Below are 24005 nucleotides of genomic sequence, written 5' to 3' on the forward strand. Positions count from 1 at the left end.
TGGTGCTTGTTAAAAGCTGAGATAATAGCTAATTTAGTCCATCAGATGTTGCTGGACTTGGGAAACTAATTCATTTGTCCAGTGGTTGGCGAGTTCGGCATTGGCAGCTTCCACCATAACCCTGATCACTGGTTCTGTGCCAGAGGCACGAACCAAAATTCTGCCGGAATCACCCATTGCAGCTTCAGCAAGAGTGATCGCTTGTTGTAGAGGTTGGCAATCTTGCCATCCTAAACGGCGATCGCGATCGATGACTCGCACGTTCTGCAACAATTGCGGATAGGTCTGGAAGCTTTGATCTACTAATTCTGCTAGGGAAACACCCGCCTCTTTCACCAAAGCTGCTATATGTAATGCTGTTAACAAGCCATCTCCAGTCACAGCATAATGACGGCAAAGAATATGACCTGATTGTTCACCGCCTAGCATTGCCCCAGTCCGGAACATTTCGGCTTGCACGTATTGGTCGCCGACTGCGGTGCGAATTAAGTTACCACCCTGTTGCTGCCAAGCTTTCTCAAAGCCTAAGTTGGCCATGACAGTAGATACAATCAGGTTGTCTGGCAGTTGTTGCTTTTGTTGTAAGTGGCGTCCCCAGAGATAGAGAATGTAATCGCCGTTAACTTGCCTTCCTGTATTGTCTACTGCTAAGACGCGATCGGCATCGCCATCAAAGGCAAAGCCAATGTCGGCGTTGTGTTCTTGTACTGTTGCTGCAAGAATATCTAGGTGTGTGGAACCGCAATTAACATTAATGCGATCGCCATCTGGTTCGTTATGCAAGCAGATTACCTCTGCCCCCATTTCTGTAAATACTGATGGTGCTAACCCGACTGCTGCTCCCCACGCCAAGTCTAAAACAATCTTCATTCCCTGAAGATTTAGGGCACTGTTCAAGGGTTTTTTTAACGCCGAGCTATAATCCCCCACTAACTCCAAACGTGAGTAATGCCGTCCGCAATTACTGACTCTAGTAATAGGTGATATCTTGCCACGCAGTCCGGCTTCTATTTCTGCCTGCAATATTTGCGGTAACTTCCCACCATCGGCATCAAAAATCTTAATACCATTATCCTCTGGGGGATTATGGCTGGCAGAAATCATCACTCCGCCGATGGCTTCACTGATGCTGGTGAGATAGGCTACGCCAGGTGTGGGACATAATCCTAAATACCAGACCTCTAACCCTGCTGCTATTAACCCTGCACTCAATGCCATTGCCAACATATCGCTGGAGTTTCTAGAGTCCTGTCCGAGAATGACTGGACCTACTTGAGTAGCATGGTTACGTAAAACAATACCCGTCCAAAAACCAACTTGTAATGCTAGGGGCGCACTTAGTAATTCTCCCACTCGTCCGCGAATTCCATCTGTGCCAAATAAGGGATTTGCTGGTAGCGGGATTAAATTCAGTGCAAAACTGCTTTCAATCCCTTTGCCCAATCCCTCAACTTCGGAAGCAGAACCTCCAGGAATGTCCGATGTCCGAGTTATAGATGAAACCATATCTTTAAATACTCCACACAATCACACTGAAAAATAGCACTTAAGACTTTAGCAATTTTGACATGCTTTTTCTCTTTATAAATTCATTCTAGATTAGGCTAGTTTTACGTAATAATACTTAATTACTGCCTCTTGAATTGTAAGTTTTCCATGAAGTAAGTGTTGGTTTTTACACGATCAGTAAAGTCTCCACATCTTAGCTAATTATTTTTTATAATAATGCCCTCAACTTTAGTCTTAATTTTTATCTGTATTAGTTCACACTTTGCAATGCTACTAACAAAGAATAAAATGTAATAAATATTACCCTGGTTTGATCACAAGTGTTTTTCAAGAAAGCTGAGAATGAAAGTAAAATTCAGCTAATAACAACAAAAAACCGAAACCCCAAAATGTAAAGTTCTATTTCTTAGCCATTTCGCTGTGTAAAAAACTACAAAAATATTGCAGCTTAAAAAATTTTAATATAAATTCTCATCAAATAGTTTTAAGGTAACGTTTTAATGGCTTTTTTAGCCGTTAGTGAATCAAAACTTCGGCAGTTGACTTTTTAAAGTTGAGAAATTTAGCATGAGCAGCAATTTAGCAACCAAATTACGTGTAGGCACTAAAAAAGCCCACACAATGGCAGAGAATGTAGGTTTTGTCAAATGCTTTTTAAGAGGAGTAGTCGAAAAAAACTCTTACCGCAAATTAGTTGCTAACTTCTACTTCGTCTACTCGGCGATGGAAGAGGAAATGGAAAAGCATCGCCAGCACCCAATAGTTTCTAAAATTAACTTTCCCCAGTTAAACCGCAAGTATACCCTAGAACAAGACTTGGGTTATTACTTTGGTGTCAACTGGAGAGAGCAAATCAAACTATCTCCCGCAGGTGAAGCTTATGTAAAGCGCATCCGAGAAATATCTGAAACAGAACCAGAACTGTTAATCGCCCATTCTTACACCCGTTACCTGGGTGACTTATCCGGGGGACAAATTCTCAAAAATATTGCTGTTACAGCAATGAATTTGTCTGATGGGCAAGGAACAGCTTTTTATGAGTTTCCAGAGATTCCTGATGAGAAGGCATTCAAAGCGAAATATCGTCAAACTTTGGATGAATTACCCCTTGACGATGCTACAACCGATCGCATAGTTGATGAGGCTAACGCCGCCTTTGGTACGAACATGAAGATGTTCCAGGAATTGGAAGGCAATTTAATTAAGGCGATCGGTGTAATGCTTTTCAACAGCCTCACACGGCGTCGTACACGCGGTAGTACTGAACTCGCCACTGCTGAGTAACTGTGTTGAGATTGCGGAGTTTAGTGTGTGGAGTCATAAGTCCAGACAGCCTGATGAAGGATAATTCATATGTGTTTCTGGGGAAAGAGTGATGCCTACGGTTCTTGCTAGCCTACGCTAAAAACGCTCAAAAGAAAATATTTAGGGGCAATATCCTTGGGACTGCTTTTGATTTGTGAAAGCAAGCATGGGGAGATTGCCCCTCAATTATTTTAAGGCTCCTACTTCCCCACTGCTGACTCCATTGACCCTGGCTTGACCGCATTGGGTGTTAGGGATTGTGGGATTGGGGCGATCGCCCTTAGAGTAAATGGGTGAAAAGTAACTTATGTCTACTATTGACTATTAGTACCAAAAAAGGTACAAGAGTAATGTGATGTCAAATTTATCTAATTAAACATAGCTCTGTAAAGCTACAATATGTGCTTTTGCAGGTTTATGTATTTTTAGAGAAATTTGATATAAATGGAAGAAAAACGAATTCCTGCACAGTTCTATCAAAACGAAAATAGTACAGAACCTGTTCGTGATTGGTTAAAGGACTTAGACAAAGAAGATCGAAAATTAATTGGTGCCGATATTAAAACAGTAGAGATTGGATGGCCAATTGGGATGCCAACTTGCCGTCCAATGGGTAAAGGGCTATTTGAGGTACGTACAAATTTACCTCAAGGTCGAAAACCTCGTGTGTTGTTTTGCATTTATGACGAAAAAATGATTCTTCTCAATGGGTTTATCAAAAAAACTCAGAAAACTCCACAAAAAGAATTGGAGTTAGCCTTAGAACGCAAGCAAAAAGTGGAGGCGCAAAGATGAACAAAAATCCATATGTTGGTTCGTCTCTTGATGACCTTCTTGAAGAAGAAGGGACACTTGAAGAAATTAACCTGATTGCTGCTAAACGTGTTATGGCATGGCAGATTAGCAAAGCAATGGAAGAAAAAAAGTTGAATAAGGCAGCAATGGCAAAAGAGATGAAAACTAGCAGATCGTCTCTTGATCGGCTGTTAGACCCCAATAACTCATCTGTATCCTTAGACACCATTGCTCGTGCTGCCAGAGTGGTTGGTAAACGGATACGTTTGGAATTGGTGGATGCAATGTAGGCATAATTCAGCATCACCTATCTTCCTAACCCATCTCATCAGAGATGGGTTAAATTTTGCCCGTCCTCTCTTCTCCACAGTCGCCCTTCACTAACCTCGGTCAAGCAAATTCTGACTAATTGGGGTCAAAAACATTGTAGGCTGTGGATCACGGGGCGAGATGAACAGTGATTCTGAAAGTCACGCTAAGGACTTATTAAGCCGCTTTCAACCCAAGTGATCGGCAGGTTTTAAACTGTATCAATTGAAGTCCCTGAAATTTAAGGGCTTCAAACCCCTGTTGTACCGTATTAAAATTGCTGTAACAAATAGCCTATTGCTGTGGCCCTACGCCGCGAGTCTATTTACCTGAAAATAGCTGTAAAATAACTAAGTCAATCTTCAAACCAAGCTTAATCTCAGTATTTAAGTTTGTAACCAGTGAAACTTTCCATACTGAGGAAATCAGGCAAAAATATGGCTACGAAAATTCCTGTCACAGTGATCACAGGCTTCTTAGGTAGTGGAAAAACCAGCCTAATTCGCCACCTGCTACAAAACAACCAAGGACGCCGCATTGCCGTTTTAGTCAATGAATTTGGCGAACTCGGTATTGATGGCGAATTGTTAAAATCCTGTCAAGTTTGCCCGGAAGATGGTGAGGGCGACACTAATATCTTTGAATTAACAAACGGCTGCTTATGCTGCACCGTGCAGGAAGAATTTTACCCGATGATGCAAGAGTTAATCAAGCGGCGAGATAGCATCGACTGCATTTTGATTGAAACCTCTGGTTTAGCCTTACCAAAACCGTTAATAAAGGCTTTTCGCTGGCAGGAAATTCGGAATGCGGCCACTGTGGATGCAGTGATTACTGTGGTAGATTGTGCGGCGGTAGCGGCGGGGACATTTGCTAGTGATCCAGAAGCGATCGCAGCCCAACGACAAGCAGATGATAGTCTAGAACACGAAACACCTTTACAAGAACTGTTTGAAGATCAACTTGCTTGTGCAGACTTGGTGGTGTTGAATAAAATTGACTTGGTAGATGCCGAGACAAAAGCCAGAGTTGAGGAATTAATTAAGCAAGAGTTGCCCAGAGTGGTGAAGATTGTCGAGAGCGATCGTTCTCAACTTGATGCTTCTATATTATTAGGATTCCAAGCCGCAGTCGAAGATAACTTAGATTCTCGTCCTAGTCATCACGATACTGAAGAAGACCACAATCACGACGAAGAAATTACCTCAGCTAATTTAATTTTGGATCGTGCCTTTGATCCAGAAAAGCTGCAACAGAAGTTGCAAACATTGGCACAACAACAAGAAATTTACCGGATTAAAGGCTTTGTGGCAGTGCCAAATAAATCGATGCGCTTAGTGATGCAGGGCGTAGGAACCCGATTTGATAAATTTTACGATCGCCCCTGGAAACCAGAAGAGGCCAGACAAACACGTTTAGTTTTCATCGGTCGTGATTTGAAGTCTTCAGAAATCGAATCACAACTTGTAGCTTTATAAGTTAGAAGTTAGGAGTTAGAGACGCGATTAATCGCGTCTGTACAGGAGTTAGGAATAACTACTTAATTGGAAAACTAAAAAACAATACTAATAACTTAAAATTCCTAATTTCTTACTCTTAATTGCTAACTTCTCCGTTTTAATTCATAACTTATCACTCCTCACTCTTCACTTTCTAAAAATATGACAATTTCTCAACTATTTAACGTTGCCAATCTTTTCGTTTTGCCCTTTTGGACATTGATGATTTTATTGCCCAATTGGAAAGTCACACGGCAGATAATGTCATCATATCTACCTTTTGTGCTATTAGCTGGGGCGTATTTATATTTGTTTATCAACAGCATTACGCCAGAAAATGCCAAAGCTTTATCGAATCCCCAATTAGCTGATATCGCGCGGTTTTTTGCAGATGAAACAGCTGCTGCAACCGGTTGGATTCATTTCTTAGTGATGGATTTATTCGTCGGTCGCTGGATTTATTGGGAAGGACAGAAAACGGGTATTTGGACAATTCACTCTCTGGCTTTATCTTTATTTGCTGGTCCTTTGGGATTACTGTCTCACATCTTGACTGACTGGATTGCTAAGACATTTTTTCCGAAGTTTCAGCAGGATGAAACGGCGACAGTAGGAGAAAAAGCTGCGTCATGATCTGGTATATATAGGACTCGTATTTGATTTTTGAAAAAACCCAGTGTCAACTTAAGCTCCAGCGAATGAAATAGAGCCTCCGGCACGCTGAAGCGAACGCGGCTACACAAACGAAGTCCGCCTGCGCGGACTAAGGGAAACAAGGGGATTTTGCGCCTTGTCTGAAACCCACGGAGGTGGGTTTTGTTTGTGTAGACGCGGTTTCTAACCGCCCTTTTAACGTTAAGTTGACACTATTACGAATTACCTAATTTTAAAATTATTAACCCTTGTCGTGTCTATAGTCGGCATCTAACCAACAACGTGGTAGAACTTCACCTGAAGGAAAAACGAGATTTTCTTTTTTAAAAGTCTCAGGTTGCTGTTCTTCTTGACCTTCTTGGTCTTTTGCGTGAACAACATCACTATTCGGATCAAGTAATTCCTGAATCTCAACAACCTTTACCAATTCTCCACTATCTTTGACTTGTAAAAGCATAGAAATTGCCTCAATAAGTTTGCATGAAAGTCCAGAGTGAGTCTCAATATCAACTCACTCCCATCTCAACCGATTTAGAAGGTCGAGATTCCTTAATTGTTAAAGGAAATTTTTACCAGATATGCACACAGAAATTACCTAAGATTTGTCTATGTGTATCTGTGGTTTTTATTTTTATAAAATTGACACACCAAACAAACTCCCAATTCAACATCTGAAATTTAATCAGGGAATGCTGACCGAGAAAATTGTCTAATTCAAATAATCTTGATTTTAGCAATTAAATTTCGCGTAGATATTTTTCTAAAATATCTACTAAAGTGACCTGACATTGCAGTGGCAGTAAATCGATTAAAGGAAGTTCACTTCTACCGCCGCCAATTTTTATTGGAATTGATCCCAAGACTTTTAAAACTCGGTCTTCATTTACAGTGTTGGAAGTAATTAAGGGATACAGTTGCTCGGCAACAAGGGTATGCAGCTTGGCATTAGATAAATAAAGATGCCATTTGGCAACGTCTATGTAGACGTTTTCGCCAATTTCAGCTGCTAGGGCTTCCAGTAGTTCTGTGGTGTTAGTCTTAGCCATAAAAATAACCCTACATTAAGAAAGAGTGCGAAATCTCAGGCTTTTATACATTATCGCTCAATTAACAGGCTGATTCTACTACCACAGGTTACAATCGCCCCAGCATCAGTAGTCCGTCTTCAGGTGGATTTAGGTGGAGTTTCGGTGTAGTTAGCGATCGCACTAATATATATCAGATGCACCAACAATATTCCTGTCCAACTTAAAGTCACCAAAGGCAGCCACTCCCAGGTAGTGCCTTTCAAGATGTGGAAAAACCACAAGCCAGAATTAATACTAGCAGCGATCGCCACATGGATGGCAAAATTCATCCGGTCATCGATCTTGCGGTAATCAGGGTCTTTGCGATCGGGTTCGCGAGGCCAACGAGGAGGCATAAATATTTGTTACAGATTTAAATACACCCTACTCATTCTAAGGTTTTTGGGGCATTCATGTCGCGCATATAGGCTCAATCAATGCCTATTCCTTCCGTGTTTAGGAGTTGTAGCACTAGTGACTTCCAAATCATCATACTTATTAACTTTATAGATGATGGTCGAAAGTAACCAACTGAATATAAAGATGGCAATGATTAAGTAACCAATTGTGCCAAAGTTATCACCTAGTTGACTAATGAAATCCCAAAACGGACTTTTCAGTTGTAACTGATCACCAATAATGTTCAGAGCCTCAATTCCGCCAATGACCACAGCAACTAGTACAGAAACAAGGGTGATGGTCATGTTGTAGTAAAGCTTACGGATTGGTTTGACGTAAGCCCAGCCATAAGCACCAAGCATTAAAATACCATCAGTGGTGTCAATCAGGGACATACCTGCGGTGAACAAAGCTGGAAACAATAGGATCGACCAGATAGGCAGACCTTTAGCTGCTTGATTCGCAGAAATCCCCAGCAGTGCTACCTCTGTCGCCGTGTCAAAGCCTAAACCAAAGAGGAAACCCAAAGGAAACATTTGCCAGCTACTATCTATCAATCGAAACAAAGGACGGAAGATGCGACCGAGTAGCCCACGTTGGTTCAAAAATTCATCTAAAGATTGCTCGTCGTAGATTCCTCCGTGCTTGACGGTTTGGAAGGTTTTATAAACATCCCACAGCACCACCATATTGATTGCTGCAATTGCTAGTAAGAAAAGTGCAGAAACGCTACTGCTAATTAGCCCCCCAACCTTTTCAAAACTGGGAAAGTTGTTATGGATGGTTGTAGTGGTTAAAGCGATCGCAACAGAGGCGACAATTACAACGGTGGAATGACCTAGAGAGAAGAAGAACCCAACAGCAACAGGTCGTTTGTTCTCCTGCATCAATTTACGGGTAACATTGTCAATCGCGGCGATGTGATCGGCATCTACAGCATGACGTAAACCAAAGCTATAAGCTAATACGGCAGTGCCAAGCAGAAGCGGGTAGCGATGGAATGCAATCAGGGCAACTACCCAGACCAAAATATTCACGCTAATCAGGAACGCATAAATGTTGATAACTTTACGTCTAACGTTTCTGGAACTATCGTTGAAAACACGCGAAAATCTGGATAGCATTTATCACTCCCCATAAAGGCATATTTCGACAAGGTGAAAAACGAATCAGACTCTGTATGAGCCGTAGCAACATACTGAGCCAGCTATTTCGGTTTCATTCATGAAAATTACTTATGTTAACATCAACGTAAGGTTTAGTAAAACCTATCTAAATGACAGAGGCATTGCAAAGTTATGTCAAAAGTGTGATTAGTCGGTCATACTTCATAACGGTGAGCAGCATCGGCAGGCTGAAATCTTTATAAATAGGACTTGTCAGCCCAGTAAAAAAATCCCATTCTTATTTCTTTAGGACTTATGCACAACAGATCCCCCAACCCTCTTAAAAATGGGGTTAGGGGGAATCTAGGTTTCAGGTTTTCAGTTGATGAGGAGTTTGAAAGCCCAACCGGTCTCAACAAAGCTATAGGTGAGATAATCTAGGTTATTGCTCTGGCAAGGAGTAATCTCCTAATTTCCCGCCACTCTTACTGATTAAACGAATCGATTCAATTTGAATCGACTTTTCTAAGGCTTTTGCCATATCGTATAAAGTCAGGGCAGCCACAGAAACGGCAGTTAAGGCTTCCATCTCTACACCAGTTTCAGCTTTGGTTTTGACTGTGGCTTGAATTTGATAACCAGGTAGTTGCGGGTCGGGTATGATCTCGACTGCGATTTTTTGCAAAGGCAAGGGATGACACAGAGGAATTAGAGCGGCTGTTTGCTTGGCTGCCATAATCCCAGCCAATCTTGCAGTTGCTAACACATCCCCTTTTGGCAGATTTCCGGCTTGAATGGCAGCGAAGGTTGTTGGCAGCATCCGCACTTTGGCCTCGGCTACTGCTTGGCGGATAGTGGGTGCTTTCTCAGACACATCTACCATCTGTGCCTGTCCTTGGTGATCTAGATGGGTTAAGTTGGCAAAATTAGATGGAAAATTATCTTGCATCATTTAGTTAGAACGTGTTAATATTGATTGTCGGTGAGGGCGTGTAGCTCAGTGGACTAGAGCACGTGGCTACGGACCACGGTGTCGGGGGTTCAAATCCCTCCTCGCCCGTTTTTAAAAGTTAAGAGTTGAAAGTTAGGAGTGAGAAATTAAATTTCCTCACTCCTAATTTTTAAATCTTTCAAGGCGTAGGCATCTGGAGCTAGACCTAGTGCAAAGCGCAGGGAGTTGGATAGGTCTTTGCTTGATTGGGTGAGGAAGATGACAAGTGCCACAGAAGTGATCACAGCACCGTAACCAAACATATTCCGGTAGCCTACAAGTTCTGCTATTGTACCCAGAATAGGAGCAGCGATCGCAATCCCAAGGTCAAGTCCAGCTATGCATATAGCAAAAATCTGCCCCCGTTCTTGCGGCAGTGAGCGGTCTGCCATCATTGTGATGATCATCGAGATTAGTGTACCACCACCAGCACCTTCAGCGATCGCAGCCAGTAAGAACACGATCGCGCTGTCAGCCTGCCACAGTAGTATTAACGCTAAAACGTAGCAGAAAATACCAAAGGTGATAAATAAACCACGACCAAAGCGATCGCTTGCCTTACCAGCAAACACTCTGATACTAAAACTCGAAATTGCCCCAGCTGTAAAAAACAATCCGCCATTGAAGTCCACCTCAGTGGATTTGAGGAACAATGACACAAAGGTATGTACAGCACCAACGGATAAACCAACCAGTAACATAACTATAGTTGGAACTCTCACCCGTGGACTGCCCAAAATTTGCCAAAAGTTGCGTAGGCGTAGCCCGTCGTAGACATCGTTTCCCTCAGTTTGCTCCTGTGTCTGCACTGGTGGATTAGTGACTTGGATAATCCCCAAGAGAGCGACAAAACCCAATTCGGCGGATAACAGAAATAATATCCCGTAACCACTTGTAGCTTCTAAATACCCTCCCAAGGCAGGGCCAATTGCTAAACCAAGGGGAGTTGCTAGGGTCATGTAACCAATGATTTCGCCACGAGTTTCTGCGGGAGCTAAATCTGCGATTAAGGCACTGTAACCAGTGGTAAAAGCGGCAACACTAATACCGTGAAAAATCCGCACCAGGATCAACAGCCCAAGAGATCGAGTTGCCAAATAACCAAAGGGTGCGATCGCAGCTACTATCGTACCAATCAACAAGACAATTTTTCGACCACGTTCATCGGCTAACCGTCCCAGCATCGGGCGAGATAGCAATAAGCCAATGGCGAAACTGCCCATCACAATCCCAATTTCTTGTTTACTTGCGCCCACATCATCGATGTAAAGCGGTAGAGTTGGTAAGAGCGAACCTATGCTCGACCAGAATAATAAACCTGCTGTAAATAAAATCAGCAGGTTGCGCCGCAGTTCGGCGTTAAAAGTATTAAATGCTTTCAAGGTAGATGCAATTTAATGAGTTTTTTGTCAATAGTTAGGAATTAGGAGAGACGCGATTAATCGCGTCTGTACAGTAGTTGGGAGTTAGGAGTAAACCAATATTTACTCTTGACTGTTTACTAATGCCTGTACTTATCCCCATGCCCAATGCCCCATGCCCCATGCCCAATGCCCCATGCCCCATGCCCAATGCCCAATGCCCCATGCCCATTGTTACGTTACTTAACATTTTTTACTACCACCTCCCGCACGCGATAGATAGGCCGTCCTTGGGATTCATGGTATGTACGCATGAGCAATTCTGCCAAAAGACCGAAGCAAAATAACTGTACTCCTGTGACTAGCAGGAGAACTGCTAAAATTAGCAAGGGGCGATTGCCAATCATCTCACCAAAAGCCAATTTGACGAAAGTCAAGTAAATTCCGATCGCTGTCCCTGAAACCATTGAAATCAAGCCCAACAGCCCAAAAACGTGCATCGGGCGGGTGAGGAATTTTTTCATAAACAGAATGGTTAACAAATCCATCAATACCCGGAATGTCCGCCAAATCCCATATTTACTGTTACCAAAGCGACGGGCATGATGACGCACGGGCATTTCGGTAATTCTAGCTCCTTCGATGTACGCCAAAGCAGGTAAAAATCGGTGTAGTTCTCCGTAGAGGTTCATATCTGCCAACAGTTCTGCACGATAGGCTTTCAGTGAACAGCCATAGTCATGAATATTTACGCTAGTGGTATGGCGAATTAGCCAATTGGCAATTTTAGAAGGGAGTAACCGATTGACGGCACCATCTTGGCGTTTTTGCCGCCAACCACTCACCAAATCGTAACCCTCGTCCAGCTTTGCTAATAACATGGGGATATCAGCCGGATCATTCTGAAGATCAGCATCTAAAGTAACGATCGCTTTACCGACTGCATAATAAAATCCAGCAGCCATCGCCGCAGTTTGCCCGTAGTTGCGACGCAAAATCACCGCCTTTAAATCAGTGCGGATTTGCGCCTCTTTCTTGAGAAATTCCCCGGAACCATCTGTAGAACCATCATCCACACAAATGATTTCATAATTTATTTGACTAGAGGATAAAATAGATGCGATCGCTTCTAGTAAAAGCGGCAAACTTTCCACCTCGTTATGTATCGGCACCACTACCGAAACATCTGGGACAATTACGGAAATCACCCCATTTTCCTCACTAATCCTTTCGGAAACTAACCCACTCCTCATATACCTGTGCGTCCTGTGCGTCTCTGTGGTTCGTAACTCTGAAAAACTCTACCAGTACCTCGCAGCTGCTGATAATACGACTGACTAACCGCATCTCCCTGTTCCGAGAGAATATCAATCCCAATACCATTCCGTCCCTGCTCTTTCCCAGAACTATGGATATAATAACCATCGGCTAAATAAAGTCCGACATGAGTTGCTTTTTGGCTAGTTCCAAAAAATATTAGATCCCCGGCGACTAATTCTGCAATAGTAATTGGTTGAGTGAATCCTTCCTGTTGATAGGCATCTCTAGGTAGCCAAATACCCACCGAAGCAAACGCCGCCTGCATCAACCCAGAACAGTCATAATTTGGCCCAACTGTACCCCCCCAAAGGTAATAATTTAATTGTTGCATCGCTTTTTGGGTAAAGGCAATAACCTCTGCTAGGAGTTTTTTAATCTCAGATTCAGAAAATGTTGCAGCCTGATAAGGTACAGTAGCAAATTGTAATGAATGAAAATCTGAAAGGGATACCCATCCCGGATAGTCATCTTCACACAAATACACCTCAACCACGGAAATTTGATGATTTGATGTTACCCATAAATGTCGCCCAGATGCGGCTTGAGTTGCTAAACGTGTACATTCAGGAGAATCATATAAATTCAGGTCAGCTAAACATTGATACTCCCCTGATTGGTAATTTGGAATTTGGGATTTTAGATTAAAGGACATTATTAGAGAATGGTTTTTTTTAATAAAGACGAACAACTCGCAAATCTTGGTAATGGCATTTTAGATGCAACTTGGGCAGAATTTCCGACCTTAGCCCAGAATCAAATCGCCCTGACTTGGGTTGTTTACGATCCACCAGTGCTAGTAAATACTGGTGGTGCGCTGACTCCCAACGCTTTTTGGGATCACCCAGTTCGTGGTTTCACTTATCGCGGTGTGGAGCGGATTTATCCCGCCAGTGTAGTTAAGCTATTTTATCTGGTGGCGGTAAACGAATGGTTAGAAAAAGCCATGACTCAAACTTCCAAGGAGTTGGAGCGAGCCTTGCGAGATATGATTGTAGATTCCGGCAATGATGCTACCAGCTTGGTTGTGGATATCCTGAGCGGTACCACATCAGGGCCAGAATTACCAATCGGGCCTTTTGAAACCTGGAAATATCAGCGTAATATTATTAACCGTTATTACCAATCTTTGGGTTGGGAAGAAATGCAGACGATTAACGTCTGTCAAAAAACTTGGAGTGATGGTCCCTATGGACGAGAACGGGCGTTTGTGGGAGAGTTACTGGAAAATCGTAATATGGTGACAACAAATGCGATCGCTCGGTTACTGCATAGTATTGTAGGTGGAGTGGCGGTTTCAAGTAGGCGATCGCAAGCAATGATGGCCTTGCTCAAACGCAATCTCCACGATTTGCCCACTGACAGAGACGAAGATCAGGTAACAGGCTTTTTAGGGGGTGGAATCCCTAAAAATGCTCAAATTTGGTCAAAAGCAGGTTGGACAAGTCAAGTTCACCATGATGCTGCGTATATTGAGTTACCAGATAAGCGCCCCTACCTCCTAGTGGTATTTACTGAAGGTAAAGCCCAGGCTAAGAGTCGGGCTATTTTGCCCTTTGTTTCTGGGCGAGTTGCTGATGCGATCGCTAGTCTATGATCTACTGCGATGCGATCGCCAGAATACCTATTTCTTCCTTTGCGACGGCAGTCGCTACAATTCTTAGCCACCCCCTTGCGGAGGTTCCCTTCGTTGTGGGGAGTGGCGTGGGAAAATACGCAACGCACTGCCTCTGCTTTGCAGTTCGTTAAACAAGTAACTTTTACGGAGTTCAACCACACCTATAAAGTTACTTAGTCAAGCGAAGATGAAGAATTTGTAGGATTGTGCGCTGAATTTCCTAGTCTATCAAATCCCGACATCGCCCGACATCGCCAGTTTTATGCGTCGGAATTTTAGAATGTTCTTAGTTATACACATTTATGAAACATTGTTTAGACAATCCTGTCGAATCGGAATCTCAATCACAAATTCGGTTTCCTGACCGGGTATGGAATGGCACCGCAATGAGCCACGATGCTTCTCAGTCACAATCTGGTAACTGATCGACAACCCCAATCCAGTCCCTTTGCCAATTGGCTTAGTGGTAAAGAATGGGTTAAACAATCGTTCTTGAGCGAATTTTGGGATACCAAGACCGTTATCTATAATCCGAATCTGCATCTGATGTGAATTAAGCATCCTAGTAGAAATCAAAATTTGACTGGGTTGTTGCTCAATCTCGCTAAACGTAAGCTGTTGGTCTCGTTCTTCGAGAGCATCGATTGCATTGCTAATGAGATTCATAAACACTTGGTTCAGTTGAGAAGCGTTGCACTCAATCAACGGCAGATTGCCATAATTCTTAACTACTTCAATTTCTCGGTGATACTTGACTTTCAGGCGATGCTGCAAAAGCATCAACGTACTATCAATGCCCTCATGGATGTTGACCGATTTCATCTCGGCTTCGTCCAAACGAGAGAAGTTCCGTAAAGAGCGCACAATCGTTTTAATCCGGTCTGCTCCAACTTCCATAGAGGAAAGTAACTTAGGCAAATCTTCTGCAAGAAAATCTAGGTCGATCTCCTCGCTTTTCTCCTGGATTTCCGGCACTGCCCTGGGATAATGCTTTTGATACAACCGCAGCAGTTTTAGTATATCTTGAGTATATTCATTGGCAGGGTTGAGGTTGGCATAGATGAAGTTGACAGGGTTATTAATTTCATGTGCTACCCCAGCGACTAACAGCCCCAAACTAGACATTTTCTCATTTTGTATTAGCTGAATCTGCGTTCGCTTCAGTTCAAGTAAGGTAGTTTCTAGAGCGGTTGCTTTCTGTTGCAACAGGGCTTGTGACTCTTCTAAAGCTTTTTCAATTTGTTTACGAGTACTGATATCACGAGCAATTTTGGAGGCACCAATAATTCTGCCTGTTGTATTTTTAACCGGAGAAATTGTTAGTGAAATATCAATCAGCGTCCCATCTTTACGTTGACGCACGGTCTCAAAATGTTCAACTCGTTTTCCTTGCCTCAATTCCTGAATAATTTGGGCCTCCTCATTCATGCGCTCGACAGGAAGAAGCATTGTCACACTTTGACCGATCGCTTCTTCTGCTTTATAACCAAACAGTCTTTCTGCCCCAAGATTCCAGCTAACAATTACCCCATCCAAGGTTTTGCTGATAATGGCATCCTCTGAGGACTCCACAATTGCCGCCAGGTGAAATAATGCTTCTTCAGCTTGTTCGGTTGCCAAATTTTCCATGCTAACTTACTTCCTGAATTAATAGATAGCGAACATACCCAAATTTTTGACTATTGTGCGTTATGTAGCATCTGCCATCTTGGTTAGGACAAGTCTGCTATGGATAGCTTTGACAGCCGCTATCTTAGGATTTGCCAATGTCCTGAGCTATCTAACCACTGCTATAAATACTCTTTTTTTGTCTTTCTAAAAGGAAAAGAGTTAGCCTTGCATAACTTTAATAGTATTCCCTTAAATATTAGAAAATTAACTCTCCCCAAGCGTTTATCTGGATGCCTAAGCCAGGAAGTCACTCTCCTGACTAGGCATCTATCTATCCATGACGCGATCGCTGTTGTAATGTTATAAATCTCCCCAATCAAAATTCAGGAACCGCCGAGCATTCAGCTTGGTGTATTTTTCAGTGTGTTTGATATCGCGGTGTCCGAGAAAGTTTTGGATTTCCCTGGTGTTGTAGAGCGAACCAGCAGTAATCAGGCTCAAATACTCATTAATGGTATAATCTAAGAAGCATTTTTATACAACCTGTTGCAAAGCTGTAGCTACTCTAGCTGTATACGCTTGATAATGAAGATAGGCGTTATCTTCACATAAGTTTATGTTCTTAACTTGGTTAGACAGCAATAGTTGGTTACTGGAAATCGGCGGGAAACGAATATTAATTGACCCTTGGCTGGTTGGTTCGTTAATTTTCAGCAATTTGGATTGGTTCTTTAAAGGTTCGCGATCGCAAAATCGTCCAATACCAGATAATATTGATTTGATCCTGCTGTCTCAGGGTTTAGAAGACCATGCTCACCCACCAACGCTCAAGCTACTGGATCACAGCATTAAGGTTGTAGCTTCTCCCAATGCTGCCAAGGTAGTACAGCAGTTAGGTTACACCCAGGTAACTACTCTCGCTCATGGGGAAACTTTCACTTTTAATAATCAAGTAGAAATCAAAGCTTTTCCCGGCTCTCCAATTGGCCCCACTGTGGTAGAAAACAGTTATCTCCTCAAAGACTTAGAGAGTACTTTAACTGTATACTACGAGCCTCACGGGTATCATTCCCCACAACTTAAGCAAGCTGCACCAGTTGATGTGGTGATTACACCGTTTGTTGACTTAACGCTACCTTTGCTTGGGCCTTTTATTAAAGGAGGAAATAGCGCCTTGGAAGTAGTAAGGTGGTTAAAACCTCAAGTAATACTACCCACAGCTGCCGGAGGAGATGTGATGTTTGAAGGATTGATCACGAAACTCCTTCAGACTAAAGGAAGTGCTGAAGAATTTCGTTCGCTAGTAGAAAAGAACAATCTTTCGACCCAGGTACTTGAGCCGAAACCAGGCGATCGCTTTGAATTACCATTAGTAAAACGAGCATTAGCAATCTAAGCTAGCTCACATCTTGCACATAGCCCTAGCGATTAGAAATCGCGGTGTTTTAACCCAGAACGGTGGGTTTTGCCTGTGTAGCCAAGCCAGTGCGATCTTGGGGGAAACCCCCATGAGCAACTGGCGCGCGACTTCCAGTCGCCGGGGCTTTATGAATTATCTTGCATATACACTTCTCTAATCGGAAAAGGAATTTGAATTCCTGCTTGCTGATAGCGTTTGTGTAATTTTTTGACAAATAGATGTTTACCAATACGCTGATCAAAGTATTCACTGACGCGCATATAAAGCGTAAAATCTATACTAAAATCATTAAAAGTATGAAATCTGATATATGGTTCATTTTCTTTTAATTCCGGTGCAATTTCTTGCATGACTTCTTTGGCCACTTCTACAGTCACTTTTTCAACTTCTTCCAAATCGCTATCATAACTTACACCCACATCGATTGTTAAAGTAATTTCTTTTGCAGGTAAATGATAGTTGGTGAAAATCGCCGTAGACAACTTAGAATTTGGAACAATGACTACATTATTTGAAATTTCTTTAATTGTCGTATTGCGCCAAGTAATATCTATGACATATCCCTCATGCCCAGCATCTAATTTCACATAATCTCCGGTTCTAACTTGCTTAGAGATAATTAAGTAAAAACCAGAAAACAAATTTGCAAGTGTGTCTTGAAGTGCCAAACCAACTGCTAAACCACCAATCCCTAAAGTTGTGATTATCGGCGTAATTTCAATACCCACCGTTTGCAAGATAATTAATGTTCCCAAAACTAAAACAGTAATCTTAGCAAGATTAGAAATTAGTGATGTGGGAACCCCTTCTGCTCTGCGAATAAATAAATTAACAAAACCAGCAGTCAATTTGGCTAAGACTAGGGTTACTGAATACAGCAATGCCATCGTCAGAATTTTTTGCAGTACGATCGCAATATCTGGCTTGAGGGGAGAACTCAGAATTGCCCAAAAAAAACCGGCAATGACAAACCAAATAAATGTCATACGATGCAGGGAATAAAATATAATATCACCCCCGGCAATTTGTTTATTCTTAACGAATATTTCCAGTTTTTTGAAGATAACTTTTTCACCAATTATTCCAGCCAGTAAGCCAGCTAGAATAAACGCAATCGGCGGAATCCATTCCATCATATAAATTTGGAATTTTAGATTTAGGAGAGCAGCATTTTTGCTGTGATTATGGCTAAATTTTACCTTGTTAGTTGTCGGATTAGCTGTTTGAGATTTTCTGGATTATGGACTTGCCAATTATTTACCACCCAGATTACATTGCCCCCCTACCTGAAGGGCATCGCTTCCCGATGTCTAAGTTCCGACAACTCTACGAATTGCTGTTAGCTGATAGTGTAGCTAATCAAGAACAATTTCACACTCCCGAACGTCCGGCGCTAGAATTGATAGAGTTAGTCCACACCCCAAACTATGTTAAAGCTTATTGCGAAGGAACCCTAGACCCCAAAGCACAGCGTCGCATTGGTTTGCCTTGGAGTCCAGCATTAGCGAATCGTACTTGTGTAGCGGTAGGTGGTACAATACTTACTGCTAAACTGGCACTAAGTCAGGGTTTAGCTTGTAATACGGCTGGTGGAACTCATCATGCCTTTCCTAGTTATGGGTCTGGTTTTTGTATTTTCAACGATTTAGCGATCGCCTGTCGCGTTTTACAAAAACTTGGACTTGTCCAAAAAATCCTAATTGTAGATTTGGATGTTCATCAAGGAGACGGCACCGCTTTTATCTTCCAAGACGACGACAGCGTTTTTACTTTCTCCATGCACTGCGAAGTCAATTTCCCCGGTACTAAACAAAACAGCGATTTAGATGTTCCTTTGCCGGTGGGAATGGAAGATGACGCTTATTTACAAACCTTGGCGAATTATCTAGCAGATTTATTGTCTAAAGTCAAGCCTGATATAGTATTTTATGATGCAGGTGTTGATCCTCATATAGGCGATCGCTTGGGCAAATTAGCTCTAACCGATGCTGGCATTTTTCGCCGGGAAATGCAGGTTTTGAGTACTTGTATGAGTAGCGGTTATCCTGTCGCTTGCGTCATTGGTGGCGGTTATGCTGATGATATGAAATCTCTAGTTTGGCGTCATTCCCTGCTGCATCGCGCCGCTAGTCAAGTTTATCAGCAGTATAAACTATAGTCATTTAGTGGGCAATACTACCCAAAATCGTCAAGTTTTTAAACGAAAAGGTATGCAGAGTCTTGCTAAATTTAATTCGTAGCGAATCGCACTAAAATAATACTTTGCGCTCCTCTGCTCTTACCTCTGCGCCCCTGCGTTTAAATTTAAACCCTCATTGTCCACGAATTTACGAAACTGGATGAATAACGGCAAACTCAGAATCTACGAACTCGCAAAAGAATTGAATTTGGATAGTAAGAAGCTATTAGTAATTTGCGAAAAGCTCAACATTGTAGTTAAAAGCCATAATAGTACAATCCCAGAATCAGAAGCAGAACGCGTTCGTCTAGCCGCAAATAAACTAACAGTAAAATCCTCGAAGATTAAAACAAACTCTGAAGATTGGGGCTATATGTTTATAGCTTCAGCAATTGATAGTTTTATCCGCCATCTTGAAGGTAAAACTGCCCTGGAAGCATATCCCGAATTTAGGGAGCGGCGCGATCGCGCCAATGAGTTAATGTTGGAATGTGTGGGTAAAAAGCCTTCTCTATTTTATGTGCGTCGCAAAGGTTCAGGGAAAGAAGCAAGAGAAGAAATTTGGGATTTGACAATCGCAACAGACAGCGATGATTTTCAGTTACCCGCAAGACTTGAGCAGATCAGAAAAACTTTAGGATTTAGAGCAGCTGTACAAAAAGATGGACGCGGCGGTTTAAAAATATTATCGGCTCAGTTGTTACAACCATCACGGGGACACGCCGATAGTTATGCTGTGCCTTGTCGCTTACGTTTACTGTCCAATCATCAGCATCATCTCGACATTCCGCCAGCAACATTGAAACGCATCGCCGCAGCGCTAGTTTGTGGCGATCATGTACCTACAGAAGATCAGCTGAAAGCTTGGAAAGCGTTTTTGCAAATTGAAGAAAAAATTGCTAAAGCGCGTCAATTTTGCGTGCGTTATGTAAGTCATAACTATAACTTTAAAAGGCGGATTAGTTTTGAAATTGATGTAGCCTCAGCCACCCTTGACGGCTTTTATCAAAATTCCCTCGATGTGGACAATTTTTGGGAACGAGCAAGACGCACAAAAAACGAAGATTTGAAGCTTTTTGAAACTGCTCCCGTCGGAAAAAATTGGATTACCGGTCGTCAATTAGGAACTGTTGAAGATGTTGACACCAACCGTTGTATTATCAGTCTCAGACTTGAACGCGACTTAGCTGAATACATGGCAGCAGAGCGTTATCAATTACCAGCTACCGGATTTTTATGTTTCGAGGCAGTTGGTGATATTCAGCAGATTCAGCGCAAGAAAAAAGCTTTAGATGATTTGAATAATGGTTACACTCAAAATCCCTACTTAGGTAACTTTTTATTCGATGCTTCTCAGGCTAGACAAATCAAAACCACTATCGAACTTAAACCAGAATATTTATTATTATCTTCTGCTAATCCTGGTCAGAAAGCAGCAGTAGAAAAGGTACTTGCCGCTAAGGATCTTGTTCTGATCCAAGGTCCACCGGGTACCGGTAAAACTACCGTAATTGCCGAGATTTGCTATCAAATTGCGCTTCGTGGTGGACGCACTCTAATTGCATCTCAAGCCAATTTAGCAGTAGATAACGCCCTGAGTCGATTAGTTCATAACCCAGTGATTCGCGCTGTACGCAAAGGGAGAGCCGAAAAAGTTGGGGAAGAAGGACAGCCATTTCTAGAAGACCAAGTGATTGGCAGATGGCTAGAAAATACAGCAAATGACTGCAAAAAAAATCTTACTCAACGGCTCGAAAATATCGAAATTTTCAGTCAATTAGTGGCATCATTACAAAGATTCACAGCCTACTTTCAAGCCGAGCAAGAATTCAATGATCAACAAAATAAATTCTATCAAAACAAGGTAAAATCCGAGTCAAACTTTAAAAATCAAGAAAAGTCTTACAACGAAACCGTAGGAAAACAGAATGAGATTCAATCTCTAATTGCCGGACTAGAAAACATCCTAAATACTGCACAACATCTCAACTGGGAAGCTCCAGAAGTTACAGATTTTTTGCCACTTCTTAAGCCCTACACAGAAGGTAACAGTTTAATAGAAGAATTTTTAGGAAACGTTCGTAAAGCTATCAGATATACTGATGAACTTGGCTTTGTCCGTCCGGGAATTGGTGCTTTTGGTTTAGCGGTTTGGTTGCGTGAAACTGTAGCAACAGAAATTTCTGAATTTAAAACTGCTTTGACTTATGCTCAAGATGCAACCGAAGCCATTTCAGAAGTTGCAGCGCGGGTACAGGTTATTAAACAGAATTTCGCCTCGTTAAATCAGCTACAACCAGATTATCAGCAATATCTAACTAAGCTACAAAACCTACAGCAAACAATCCAGATTTGGCAAAATCGCAAACGGGAAATTGATTATATTATCTCAGCAGTTAAGGAATGGAAATCTACAGCATTTTCCCATCTGTATCAAACCTTGAAAGAATGTCATCAATCAGGTTTACCACTAACAGAGAATTTAGTAGACTTACCACTAGGTTTATTGATGTTTGCAAACACATTAAAATTACCAATAGTACCAAAAAATTACAATATTAATCTACCAGAATGGGAGCTATTAACAAAGGCGATCGCTTATGAGATAGATGGAGGTTTTACTGATAGGCGAGGTAAACAGCATAATTTTAGCTACTTTTTACAACAAAATTTTAGTCAGATTCCAATGGTGCTATCAAAGAGCGATGCCTACGGCGGGCTTTGCCTACGCGATCGCACCCAATGGCATGAAACTTATCAACAGTTTAACAATTATCAACTACTTACCGCAAAACAGCGAAAATTACTGGTTGAGAATACCCAGGTTTTTTTAATTAGAATGCAAAAAACCTATGGTGCATCATGGGAATGGAATAACATTGATTCTACTCTCACCCAGCTTACACAAGAATTGCTCGATACTATCCTTATAAATGCGCGTCAATGTGTTTTAAAAGTAAAAACAGAAACTGAACAACAGCTTCAGTATCTGCAACGACAATTAAATGAACTTCAGAAAAATGAAATCAGCCAACAGCAAATATCCATTACTCAAGCTGAGGTAGAAAAAGCACAGCAGGATGCTAATTTGCAACTTGGACGAGTTATTAATATCTTGCAACAACTTAACCAACAGCCAAATATACCTGCTCAATTACGCATTCTAACTGAACAATATCTCGCAACACAATCAAATATTTGGGAGCAACCCCAAGAATTCTCAAATCAAGTCAATTATTGGGTAACTTGCATCAGTCAACTTGAAATATTAATTTCATCCTTAGAACCTTTTGCTATGCTGGAGATAGTTAAAAATTCTCTACACGAGCATTTATCAAAGCTACAAGAAGAAACTGAAATTTCTCTACATGAGCTTCAGAAATTACAAATTAATCTCCGCGAACTAGAAGAGAAATCACAACCACAGCCATCACAAAATTTAGTAGTAGAAAGAAGCTGGTGGTTAACAGAATGGCAAAGAATACCGGATAAATTTAAACCAGAAAAACTTGCTGCTGACTTATTTAATATAGAGTTATTGCGCGGTATTAATATTCAGTTTGAATTTTGGCAAGAGCAACTCGAAAAAGAAGAAGCTTATCTCAACAAATATCAGAATTTTGTACAAGATTGGATCGGAAAATTAAGAAATCCAACTGAGTGCGATCGCGACGATTTAAGGCGCATATATTTAGATAATGCCAACGTCGTCGGTATCACCTGTGTTCAAGCTGCAAACAGAGGTTTTTCGGAAGAATTCAAATCCTTTGATGTCGTCATTATTGATGAGGTTAGTAAGTGTACTCCACCAGAGTTACTAATCCCCGCCTTGAAAGGTAAAAAGTTAGTCATGGTAGGCGATCATCGGCAATTACCACCCATGCTTGATACTAGCACTTTAGAAGAAGTTGCTCAAACAATTGGCAATACACGAGAGGAACTACAATTCTTAGAAGAATCACTGTTTAAAAGTCAGTTTGAATCTGCTGATGAAAGCATCAAACAAATGTTAACTACACAATATCGGATGCACCCATTTATTATGGGAGCAATCAACCAATTTTATGACGGTAAACTAGAATCTGGTATTTTGGAGCCTGACACAAAACGCGCACATCATTTAGCAAACGAAATCATCCAAGAATCTCAGCATATTCTCTGGGTAAAAACGCCTATCGAAAATCAGTTTTTAGAGCAACGAAATGGAACTTCTTACTTTAATACTCCAGAAATTGATGCAATTGAACGTTTGTGTCAACAGTTTGAGAGTACTTGGGCTTCTAGAGTTGCTAATGGTGAACCAAAAAAAGAAATTGCTGTAATTACATTTTATGGCGCTCAATTAAGAAAAATTGATGAGCGCTTGCAATCTGAACTTTTCCCTTCGCTAGAAATTCGTACTGGTACAGTAGACAGATTTCAAGGAATGGAAAGACCTGTTGTAATTGTTAGCATGGTTCGCAACAATAGTAAAGGAGATGTGGGATTTGCTAAGAAGCCAGAACGGGTAAATGTTGCATTTTCTCGCGCTCAAGAACTCCTGATCATTGTGGGTTGTCATAATTTATTTACCCATCAATCAGGTAAAGTCGGAAGTATGTATTCGGAAGTTTCAAATATTGTAAGCCTTCATGGAGGTTTTGTAGATGTTTCTCGCCTCTTTAGCTAAACCTATTTCAAGTAGTTAGCAATGCCTGCGATATTGTCAGTAAATATTAAGTACCAACTGTTCTAAATAAATTTTTAATAAAACAGTAAAATATAATATCAGTATAAATATTACAAAATGAAGTGCGGAATGTGGGGTATATACCCTGCTATCGAATCTCACCAAATTTTGACAGATAGAATAGGCATTGTTCACT

General features: G+C 41.6%; 23 protein-coding genes and 1 tRNA gene. 11 read left to right on the forward strand and 13 right to left on the reverse strand.

The features are described 5' to 3' along the window. Nucleotides 1-33: 33 nt before the first annotated feature. Nucleotides 34-1506 carry a phosphoglucosamine mutase gene (gene glmM, locus V7K31_RS17035; protein WP_335095534.1) on the reverse strand — a complete coding sequence of 491 codons (1473 nt, stop codon included), beginning with the start codon at nt 1504-1506 and terminating at the stop codon, nt 34-36. A gap of 570 nt (nt 1507-2076) precedes the next feature. On the opposite strand from glmM, the gene V7K31_RS17040 reads away from it, so the two are divergent. The 5 genes from V7K31_RS17040 to V7K31_RS17060 all read left to right on the forward strand — a co-directional run bounded on the left by V7K31_RS17040 (nt 2077) and on the right by V7K31_RS17060 (nt 6050). Further along, nucleotides 2077-2793: a biliverdin-producing heme oxygenase gene (locus V7K31_RS17040; RefSeq protein ID WP_334832219.1), complete on the forward strand. Its 717-nt coding sequence runs from the start codon at nt 2077-2079 to the stop codon at nt 2791-2793. 465 nt (nt 2794-3258) lie between these two features. Next, nucleotides 3259-3609 (forward strand): type II toxin-antitoxin system RelE/ParE family toxin, encoded by a 351-nt coding sequence (locus V7K31_RS17045; protein WP_335095535.1) that lies wholly within the window; start codon nt 3259-3261, stop codon nt 3607-3609. Continuing rightward, entirely contained in the window at nt 3606-3899 is a 294-nt protein-coding gene (locus V7K31_RS17050) for a helix-turn-helix domain-containing protein (protein ID WP_335095537.1), read from the forward strand. The genes V7K31_RS17045 and V7K31_RS17050 overlap by 4 nt, the downstream gene beginning before the upstream one ends. A gap of 456 nt (nt 3900-4355) precedes the next feature. Beyond that, nucleotides 4356-5396, forward strand: coding sequence for a cobalamin biosynthesis protein CobW (gene cobW / locus V7K31_RS17055; protein WP_335095538.1), 1041 nt, complete (start codon nt 4356-4358; stop codon nt 5394-5396). A 183-nt stretch (nt 5397-5579) separates the two neighbouring features. Next, the gene (locus V7K31_RS17060; RefSeq protein ID WP_335095539.1) at nt 5580-6050 is read left to right on the forward strand and encodes an ABA4-like family protein; all 471 of its coding nucleotides are present in this window, start codon (nt 5580-5582) and stop codon (nt 6048-6050) included. Nucleotides 6051-6312: 262 nt separating this feature from the next. Here V7K31_RS17060 and V7K31_RS17065 read toward each other — a convergent pair whose 3' ends face one another. The 5 genes from V7K31_RS17065 to moaC all read right to left on the reverse strand — a co-directional run bounded on the left by V7K31_RS17065 (nt 6313) and on the right by moaC (nt 9592). Then, nucleotides 6313-6528: an acetyltransferase gene (locus V7K31_RS17065; protein WP_335095541.1), complete on the reverse strand. Its 216-nt coding sequence runs from the start codon at nt 6526-6528 to the stop codon at nt 6313-6315. Nucleotides 6529-6808: 280 nt separating this feature from the next. Next, nucleotides 6809-7117 (reverse strand): DUF3181 family protein, encoded by a 309-nt coding sequence (locus tag V7K31_RS17070; protein ID WP_335095543.1) that lies wholly within the window; start codon nt 7115-7117, stop codon nt 6809-6811. Nucleotides 7118-7236: 119 nt separating this feature from the next. Further along, complete coding sequence (locus V7K31_RS17075; RefSeq protein ID WP_335095544.1) at nt 7237-7494, reverse strand: hypothetical protein; 258 nt, start codon at nt 7492-7494, stop codon at nt 7237-7239. A 78-nt stretch (nt 7495-7572) separates the two neighbouring features. Beyond that, nucleotides 7573-8661 carry a HoxN/HupN/NixA family nickel/cobalt transporter gene (locus V7K31_RS17080; RefSeq protein ID WP_335095546.1) on the reverse strand — a complete coding sequence of 363 codons (1089 nt, stop codon included), beginning with the start codon at nt 8659-8661 and terminating at the stop codon, nt 7573-7575. A gap of 424 nt (nt 8662-9085) precedes the next feature. Continuing rightward, the gene (moaC, locus tag V7K31_RS17085) at nt 9086-9592 is read right to left on the reverse strand and encodes a cyclic pyranopterin monophosphate synthase MoaC (RefSeq protein WP_335095596.1); all 507 of its coding nucleotides are present in this window, start codon (nt 9590-9592) and stop codon (nt 9086-9088) included. 37 nt (nt 9593-9629) lie between these two features. Between moaC and V7K31_RS17090 the strand changes: the two genes are divergently transcribed. Next, nucleotides 9630-9703: transfer RNA gene (locus tag V7K31_RS17090), tRNA-Arg, on the forward strand. Between the two features lie 38 nt (nt 9704-9741). Here V7K31_RS17090 and V7K31_RS17095 read toward each other — a convergent pair. From V7K31_RS17095 to V7K31_RS17110, 4 genes are read right to left on the reverse strand one after another with little or no spacing between them, the layout of a single operon-like run. Continuing rightward, nucleotides 9742-11016 (reverse strand): MFS transporter, encoded by a 1275-nt coding sequence (locus V7K31_RS17095; protein WP_335095547.1) that lies wholly within the window; start codon nt 11014-11016, stop codon nt 9742-9744. 34 nt (nt 11017-11050) lie between these two features. Next, nucleotides 11051-11245: a hypothetical protein gene (locus V7K31_RS17100; protein WP_335095548.1), complete on the reverse strand. Its 195-nt coding sequence runs from the start codon at nt 11243-11245 to the stop codon at nt 11051-11053. Further along, nucleotides 11235-12248: a glycosyltransferase family 2 protein gene (locus V7K31_RS17105; RefSeq protein WP_335095549.1), complete on the reverse strand. Its 1014-nt coding sequence runs from the start codon at nt 12246-12248 to the stop codon at nt 11235-11237. The genes V7K31_RS17100 and V7K31_RS17105 overlap by 11 nt, the downstream gene beginning before the upstream one ends. After that, nucleotides 12245-12967 carry a C40 family peptidase gene (locus V7K31_RS17110; protein ID WP_335095550.1) on the reverse strand — a complete coding sequence of 241 codons (723 nt, stop codon included), beginning with the start codon at nt 12965-12967 and terminating at the stop codon, nt 12245-12247. Before V7K31_RS17110 ends, V7K31_RS17105 begins: the two co-directional genes overlap by 4 nt. A gap of 9 nt (nt 12968-12976) precedes the next feature. Between V7K31_RS17110 and V7K31_RS17115 the strand changes: the two genes are divergently transcribed. Continuing rightward, complete coding sequence (locus V7K31_RS17115) at nt 12977-13909, forward strand: serine hydrolase (RefSeq protein WP_335095551.1); 933 nt, start codon at nt 12977-12979, stop codon at nt 13907-13909. After that, complete coding sequence (locus V7K31_RS17120; RefSeq protein ID WP_335095552.1) at nt 13906-14061, forward strand: hypothetical protein; 156 nt, start codon at nt 13906-13908, stop codon at nt 14059-14061. The genes V7K31_RS17115 and V7K31_RS17120 overlap by 4 nt, the downstream gene beginning before the upstream one ends. A 169-nt stretch (nt 14062-14230) precedes the next feature. Here the strand turns inward: V7K31_RS17120 and V7K31_RS17125 are convergent, their stop codons facing one another. Together V7K31_RS17125 and V7K31_RS17130 are read right to left on the reverse strand one after the other, a co-directional pair. Continuing rightward, complete coding sequence (locus V7K31_RS17125; RefSeq protein ID WP_335095553.1) at nt 14231-15559, reverse strand: sensor histidine kinase; 1329 nt, start codon at nt 15557-15559, stop codon at nt 14231-14233. Nucleotides 15560-15901: 342 nt separating this feature from the next. Continuing rightward, a complete protein-coding gene (locus V7K31_RS17130) occupies nt 15902-16042 on the reverse strand; it encodes a hypothetical protein (RefSeq protein ID WP_335095554.1) in 141 nt (46 codons plus the stop codon). A gap of 115 nt (nt 16043-16157) precedes the next feature. Between V7K31_RS17130 and V7K31_RS17135 the strand changes: the two genes are divergently transcribed. Next, nucleotides 16158-16937 carry an MBL fold metallo-hydrolase gene (locus tag V7K31_RS17135; protein ID WP_335095555.1) on the forward strand — a complete coding sequence of 260 codons (780 nt, stop codon included), beginning with the start codon at nt 16158-16160 and terminating at the stop codon, nt 16935-16937. Between the two features lie 149 nt (nt 16938-17086). Here the strand turns inward: V7K31_RS17135 and V7K31_RS17140 are convergent, their stop codons facing one another. Further along, the gene (locus V7K31_RS17140; protein WP_335095556.1) at nt 17087-18097 is read right to left on the reverse strand and encodes a mechanosensitive ion channel family protein; all 1011 of its coding nucleotides are present in this window, start codon (nt 18095-18097) and stop codon (nt 17087-17089) included. A gap of 104 nt (nt 18098-18201) precedes the next feature. On the opposite strand from V7K31_RS17140, the gene V7K31_RS17145 reads away from it, so the two are divergent. Beyond that, nucleotides 18202-19119 carry a histone deacetylase family protein gene (locus tag V7K31_RS17145; protein ID WP_335095557.1) on the forward strand — a complete coding sequence of 306 codons (918 nt, stop codon included), beginning with the start codon at nt 18202-18204 and terminating at the stop codon, nt 19117-19119. A gap of 181 nt (nt 19120-19300) precedes the next feature. Further along, nucleotides 19301-23809, forward strand: a complete 4509-nt coding sequence (locus tag V7K31_RS17150; RefSeq protein WP_335095558.1) for a translation initiation factor IF-2 N-terminal domain-containing protein — start codon at nt 19301-19303, stop codon at nt 23807-23809. Nucleotides 23810-24005: the final 196 nt, after the last annotated feature.

Origin of the sequence: Nostoc sp. (assembly GCF_036917675.1) — a bacterium.
In the GTDB taxonomy this organism is placed as follows: Bacteria; Cyanobacteriota; Cyanobacteriia; order Cyanobacteriales; family Nostocaceae; genus Nostoc.

What these genes read in the sequence shown, in the direction of transcription:
- V7K31_RS17040 (WP_334832219.1), top strand. Translation starts at nt 2,077, where the DNA reads ATGAGCAGCAATTTAGCAACCAAATTACGTGTAGGCACTAAAAAAGCC.
- V7K31_RS17080 (WP_335095546.1), bottom strand. Translation starts at nt 8,661, where the DNA reads ATGCTATCCAGATTTTCGCGTGTTTTCAACGATAGTTCCAGAAACGTT.
- moaC (WP_335095596.1), bottom strand. Translation starts at nt 9,592, where the DNA reads ATGCAAGATAATTTTCCATCTAATTTTGCCAACTTAACCCATCTAGAT.
- V7K31_RS17135 (WP_335095555.1), top strand. Translation starts at nt 16,158, where the DNA reads ATGTTCTTAACTTGGTTAGACAGCAATAGTTGGTTACTGGAAATCGGC.
- V7K31_RS17060 (WP_335095539.1), top strand. Translation starts at nt 5,580, where the DNA reads ATGACAATTTCTCAACTATTTAACGTTGCCAATCTTTTCGTTTTGCCC.
- V7K31_RS17100 (WP_335095548.1), bottom strand. Translation starts at nt 11,245, where the DNA reads ATGTTAAGTAACGTAACAATGGGCATGGGGCATTGGGCATTGGGCATG.
- V7K31_RS17070 (WP_335095543.1), bottom strand. Translation starts at nt 7,117, where the DNA reads ATGGCTAAGACTAACACCACAGAACTACTGGAAGCCCTAGCAGCTGAA.
- V7K31_RS17050 (WP_335095537.1), top strand. Translation starts at nt 3,606, where the DNA reads ATGAACAAAAATCCATATGTTGGTTCGTCTCTTGATGACCTTCTTGAA.
- V7K31_RS17045 (WP_335095535.1), top strand. Translation starts at nt 3,259, where the DNA reads ATGGAAGAAAAACGAATTCCTGCACAGTTCTATCAAAACGAAAATAGT.
- V7K31_RS17120 (WP_335095552.1), top strand. Translation starts at nt 13,906, where the DNA reads ATGATCTACTGCGATGCGATCGCCAGAATACCTATTTCTTCCTTTGCG.
- V7K31_RS17150 (WP_335095558.1), top strand. Translation starts at nt 19,301, where the DNA reads ATGAATAACGGCAAACTCAGAATCTACGAACTCGCAAAAGAATTGAAT.
- V7K31_RS17125 (WP_335095553.1), bottom strand. Translation starts at nt 15,559, where the DNA reads ATGGAAAATTTGGCAACCGAACAAGCTGAAGAAGCATTATTTCACCTG.
- glmM (WP_335095534.1), bottom strand. Translation starts at nt 1,506, where the DNA reads ATGGTTTCATCTATAACTCGGACATCGGACATTCCTGGAGGTTCTGCT.
- cobW (WP_335095538.1), top strand. Translation starts at nt 4,356, where the DNA reads ATGGCTACGAAAATTCCTGTCACAGTGATCACAGGCTTCTTAGGTAGT.
- V7K31_RS17115 (WP_335095551.1), top strand. Translation starts at nt 12,977, where the DNA reads ATGGTTTTTTTTAATAAAGACGAACAACTCGCAAATCTTGGTAATGGC.
- V7K31_RS17075 (WP_335095544.1), bottom strand. Translation starts at nt 7,494, where the DNA reads ATGCCTCCTCGTTGGCCTCGCGAACCCGATCGCAAAGACCCTGATTAC.
- V7K31_RS17110 (WP_335095550.1), bottom strand. Translation starts at nt 12,967, where the DNA reads ATGTCCTTTAATCTAAAATCCCAAATTCCAAATTACCAATCAGGGGAG.
- V7K31_RS17140 (WP_335095556.1), bottom strand. Translation starts at nt 18,097, where the DNA reads ATGATGGAATGGATTCCGCCGATTGCGTTTATTCTAGCTGGCTTACTG.
- V7K31_RS17105 (WP_335095549.1), bottom strand. Translation starts at nt 12,248, where the DNA reads ATGAGGAGTGGGTTAGTTTCCGAAAGGATTAGTGAGGAAAATGGGGTG.
- V7K31_RS17065 (WP_335095541.1), bottom strand. Translation starts at nt 6,528, where the DNA reads ATGCTTTTACAAGTCAAAGATAGTGGAGAATTGGTAAAGGTTGTTGAG.
- V7K31_RS17145 (WP_335095557.1), top strand. Translation starts at nt 18,202, where the DNA reads ATGGACTTGCCAATTATTTACCACCCAGATTACATTGCCCCCCTACCT.